General features: G+C 68.0%; 3 protein-coding genes and 1 pseudogene. All 4 read left to right on the top strand.

The features are described from left to right. A pseudogene (locus A1D30_RS25395) lies at nucleotides 1-98 on the top strand (IS5/IS1182 family transposase); the annotation flags it as partial. 84 nt (nucleotides 99-182) lie between these two features. Further along, nucleotides 183-1,268 carry an extracellular solute-binding protein gene (locus A1D30_RS23265; RefSeq protein ID WP_109791019.1) on the top strand — a complete coding sequence of 362 codons (1,086 nt, stop codon included), beginning with the start codon at nucleotides 183-185 and terminating at the stop codon, nucleotides 1,266-1,268. A 9-nt stretch (nucleotides 1,269-1,277) separates the two neighbouring features. After that, nucleotides 1,278-2,945, top strand: coding sequence for a GGDEF domain-containing protein (locus A1D30_RS23270; protein ID WP_242422016.1), 1,668 nt, complete (start codon nucleotides 1,278-1,280; stop codon nucleotides 2,943-2,945). Between the two features lie 116 nt (nucleotides 2,946-3,061). Further along, on the top strand, nucleotides 3,062-4,708 hold the full coding sequence (locus A1D30_RS23275) for an acyl-CoA synthetase (RefSeq protein ID WP_063463111.1): 1,647 nt from the start codon (nucleotides 3,062-3,064) through the stop codon (nucleotides 4,706-4,708). Nucleotides 4,709-4,954 lie beyond the last annotated feature (246 nt).

The raw sequence follows: 4,954 nt of genomic DNA on the forward strand, positions 1-4,954 counted from the left end.
TGAAGCAATACCGGGGCATTGCCACGCGTTACGACAAGACCGCCTGCAACTTCCTGGGGGCGATTCACTTGGCTGCCTCCATGGTGTGGCTGGCGTGAGAGGCTGTAACCCCAGAGCTTTGTCTGGCTCCGAATGATGACACGCCCTAGTTATTACAAAGCGGGGCTTTCGGCATGGCGTGCATGGCGTGGCAGCAAGCAGCAGGCACTGGGCCGCATCAGATGCGGCGCCGCAGTGCGGCGGCAGCGTTGCTGGCCGCAGGCCTGGGGGCTGTGCTGCCTGGCCCGGCGCAAGCCGCCACGGTGCTGCGCGTGCTGGCCTGGCCGGGGTATGCCGACGCCGACTTTGTGGCCGTGTTCGAGAAGCGCCACGGGGTCAAGGTCGAGATCACCACCGTGGCCTCCGACGACATCCTGCGCGCCAAGCTGGCCAGCCCGAGCGGCCCCGGGTTTGACCTGGTCGCCGCCAACACCGCCGAAATCGCGCGCCTGGTGGACCAGAAGATGCTGACACCGTTGCCCGTAAGCAACATTCCCAACACGGCGCGCCAGCTGCCGCGTTTTCGGCAACTGCAGTCCATCGCAGGCATCTCCGCGCGGGGCGAGGTGTATGCCATGCCCTTCACCTATTCCGAGATGGGGTTGGTCTACGACCGCCAGCAGTTCAGCACCCCCCCGGACTCGGTTGCCGTGCTGTGGGACCCGCGCTGGCAGGGCAAGGTGCTGGCATTTGACGGCAGCAGCCACGGGTTTTCGCTGGCCGCTATGCACCGGGGGCTGGCGCCGTTTCGCATTGATCCCGACCGTTTCAGCCCGCTGGCCAGGGACCTGGTGGCCCTGCGCCGCAACGTGCGCTCTTTCTACAGCCTGCCCGAGGAGTCGGTGGAGCTGTTCCGCAAGCACAAGGTGGCCGTGATGCACGCCAACTACGGCCAGCAGCAGCTCAAGCAACTGCGCGATGCGGGGCTGGATGTGGGCTACGTGGTGCCCAAGGAGGGCGCGCTGGCCTGGCTCGACTGCTGGGCCATCACCCGCCGATCCACCCAGGTGGCCCTGGCCGCAGAGTGGATCAACTACATGCTCGACCCGGCGCTGAGCCGCGAATTCACCCGCCGCCAGGGCCTGGCCAACACGCTGGAGGAGCCACCCGCGCTGTCGGGGGATGTGCCCATGGGCCCCATCGTCTGGCTGGAGCCGGTGGAGGACGAAACCCGGCGCGCGCAGCTGTGGCAGCGCATCGTGGCGGGCGACCGCCCGGCGAGGTTCTGACACATGGGCATGCCACGCGTGACATGGGGCATTGCACTGCGCCTGGGGGTGTTGCTGGCCTCGTTCAGTGTGTTTGCGGCCATCCTGGCGGGCTACTACACCTTTGATTCGAGCCGCGACCGTCTGCAGGGGCGGGCCGAACGTGCGCTGATGGCCACCACGCAGGTGCTGGCGCGCCACATGCAGGCCGGGTTCGGCACGGTCGCGCGCGACACCTCCTTTCTGGCCGCCGTGGCGGCGCAGGAGCCCGACCAGGGCCGCCTGGCCGAGATCTTCCGCGCGAGCCTGGCCGCCCACCCCAGCTACCTGCAGATCCGCTTCATCAGCGCCCGGGACTACGGCCTGGAGCTGGTGCGCATCGACCGCCAGGGCGGGGTGCCGGTGCGGATTGCCGACGACACGCTGCAGGAGAAGGCCCATTTCCCGTTCGTGTTCGAGGCCCTGGTGCTGTCGGCGGGGGAGGTCTACGTGTCCGAGTTCGGCATCAACCACGAGGGTTCCCCGGGCGAGGACGCCGTGCCGGTGTTCAACATGGCGTCGCCCGTGGTGCGGGGCGGCCAGGTGCAGGGGGTGGTGGTGGTGCGCGTGGCGGCCGAGCCCTTCCTGCGCAACTTCGACGCCGCGCTGCCCACGCCCTATGGCTTTTACCTCAGCAACCGCTGGGGCGACTTCCTGGTGCACCCCGACGCCACCCAGACCTTTGGCTTCGACCGGGGCCAGCGCATCCTGATCCAGGACAGCTTTGCGCCGGTGGCGGCGCTGGTCGAGGGGCGCGCCCTGGAGGCCGTGCTCAGCCGGACCGACTCTGCGGACGACGAGGCGCGCGTGTTCTCGTTTGTGCGCATGCCCTTTGGCGGCGAGGACGAAGGGCGCTTCATGGTGGTGGGCCTGTCGCAGCCCCTGGCCGCCGTGCAGGGCGAGGTGCTGGACCTGGGCCGCAGCATCCTCAAGATCCTGCTGGTGCTCAGCCTGGTGGGCGTGGTGCTGGCGGCGGGGGTGTCGCGGGTGGTCACGCAGCCGCTGCAGGCCATGGTGGCGGCCGCGCAGGCGTTCTCGCGGGGGCAGGCGCATGGGGCGCTGCCCGTGCATCGCAAGGACGAGGTGGGCGACCTGGCCCGCAGCTTCCACGACATGGAGCAGCAGATCAGCCGCCAGATCACCGAGCTGAACGCCAGCCGCGACGCCATGGCCCACCTGGCGTACCACGACGCACTCACCGGCCTGCCCAACCGCCGCATGTTCGAGCAGCGCCTGGCGCAGGCGCTCGAACTCTCGCGCCGCAGCGGCCGCGACTGCGCCCTGCTGTTTGTGGACCTGGACGACTTCAAGGCCATCAACGACACGCGCGGCCACGCCGTGGGCGACCTGGTGCTGCAGGCCGTGGCCCGCGTCATCCTGGGCGCCGTGCGGCAGGCCGACACCGTGGCCCGGCTGGCGGGCGATGAATTCACCGTGCTGTGTGAAAACGTGGACTCGGAAGAAGCCGCGCTGCAGATCGTGGCCAAGCTGGAGCAGGCCTTTGCGCCGCCGCTGGACATCGAAGGCCAGCCCTTCCCGGTGCGCGCCAGCATCGGCGTGAGCCTGTTCCCGCGCGACGCCCAGGACGCGCACACGCTGCTGGCCAGCGCCGACGCGGCCATGTACCGTGTCAAACAAAGCCACCGCCCCAGGGGCTGAGGCGGCGCCCCGGCGCTGGCCTGGCACGCCGCGTTCCTGTTGCTTTCGTGTCAGCCTGCGGCGCTAGGCTGCGCAACGTTCACTTCACGTCCTGGTTCACCTTCACGCACCCACCCATGACTTCCATCTTCGACCAGCACCTGCCCCGCACCGAAGCCAACTTCGCGCCCCTGTCGCCCCTGTCGTTCATCGAACGCACGGCCGAGGTCTACCCCGACCGCCTGGCCATCGTGCACGGCACGCTGCGCCAGACCTGGGCCCAGACCTACGCCCGCTGCCGCCAGCTGGCCAGCGCGCTGGTGCAGGCAGGCATCGGCAAAAACGACACCGTGGCCGTGATGCTGCCCAACACCCCACCGATGGTCGAAGCGCACTTTGGCGTGCCCATGGCAGGTGCGGTGCTCAACGCCCTCAACACCCGGCTGGACCCGGAGGCCATCGCCTTCATGCTCGACCATGGCGAGGCCAAGGTTGTGCTCGTGGACCCGGAGTTCACCGGCACCATGGCCAAGGCGCTGGCCCTGCGCACGGGCACCACGCCCATCCGCGTGATCGAGGTGCAAGACGCCCTCTACGGCCCCGCCGTGCAAGGCCTGGGCGGCACCGACTACGACGCCTTTGTGGCCAGCGGCGACGCCACCTTTGCCTGGCGCCTGCCCGCCGACGAGTGGGATGCGATTGCGCTCAACTACACCAGCGGCACCACCGGCAACCCCAAGGGCGTGGTCTACCACCACCGGGGCGCGGCCAGCAACGCCATCAGCAACGTGCTGGAGTGGGACATGCCCAAACACGCGGTGTACCTGTGGACGCTGCCCATGTTCCACTGCAACGGCTGGTGTTTTCCGTGGACCATTGCGGCACGCGCAGGCGTCAACGTGTGCCTGCGCCGCGTGGACGCGCAGGCCATCTTCGACGCCATTCGCACCCATGGCGTCACGCACTACTGCGGCGCGCCCATCGTGCACGGCCTGCTGGTCAACGCGCCCGAGGCGATGAAGGCGGGTATCCCCGCAGGCGTCAAGGCCATGGTGGCAGGCGCGGCGCCACCGGCGTCGATGATCGAAGGCATGGAAAAGATGGGCTTCGATTTGACCCATGTGTACGGCCTGACTGAGGTCTACGGCCCCGCCACCGTGTGCGCCAAACACGAGGCCTGGGACCAGCTCGACATCGGCGAGCGCGCCCGCCTCAACGCCCGCCAGGGCGTGCGCTACCACCTGGAGCGCGATGTGCGTGTGCTCGACCCCGAGACCATGCAACCGGTGCCGCAAGACGGCGAAACCATGGGCGAGATCATGTTCAAGGGCAACATCGCGATGAAGGGCTACCTCAAGAACCCCAAGGCGACGGAAGAAGCCTTTGCGGGCGGCTGGTTCCACAGCGGCGACCTGGCCGTGCAGTACCCCGACGGCTACATCAAGATCAAGGACCGCAGCAAGGACATCATCATCTCGGGCGGCGAGAACATCTCGTCCATCGAGGTCGAAGACGTGCTCTACCGCCACCCCGACGTGCTGGCCGCCGCCGTGGTGGCCAAGCCCGATGCCAAGTGGGGCGAGACGCCCTGCGCATTTGTGGAGCTGAAAGCTGGTGCAGAGGCCACGCCCGAGGACATCGTGGCGCATTGCAAGAAGCACCTGGCGGGCTTCAAGGTGCCCCGCGCCGTGGTGTTTGGCGAGCTGCCCAAGACCAGCACCGGCAAGATCCAGAAGTTCGAGCTGCGCAAGCTGGCGGGCTCGGCGGCGGCCATCGACGTGTGAGGGGCGCAGGGGAGGCGGGGCTGCCTGCCGATCCCTGCAGGGCTTTGGGTGGATAGCTTGAATGCTATATATTTAATAGCTTAAAGCGCTTGATGGTCGCGCGGTAGAGGCCATTTTTATTGAATAAATAGGTGCCTCGGGGCAGGATGGTTTCGACAACGCCCCCAACGCCCCCAACGCCCCCAACGCCCCCAACGCCCCCAACGTCCCCAACGCCCCCAACGTCCCCAACGTCCCCAACGTCCC

It is taken from the genome of Acidovorax sp. GW101-3H11, assembly GCF_001633105.1.
In the GTDB taxonomy this organism is placed as follows: Bacteria; Pseudomonadota; Gammaproteobacteria; order Burkholderiales; family Burkholderiaceae_C; genus Acidovorax.

What these genes read in the sequence shown, in the direction of transcription:
- A1D30_RS23270 (WP_242422016.1), top strand. Translation starts at nt 1,278, where the DNA reads ATGCCACGCGTGACATGGGGCATTGCACTGCGCCTGGGGGTGTTGCTG.
- A1D30_RS23275 (WP_063463111.1), top strand. Translation starts at nt 3,062, where the DNA reads ATGACTTCCATCTTCGACCAGCACCTGCCCCGCACCGAAGCCAACTTC.
- A1D30_RS23265 (WP_109791019.1), top strand. Translation starts at nt 183, where the DNA reads ATGGCGTGGCAGCAAGCAGCAGGCACTGGGCCGCATCAGATGCGGCGC.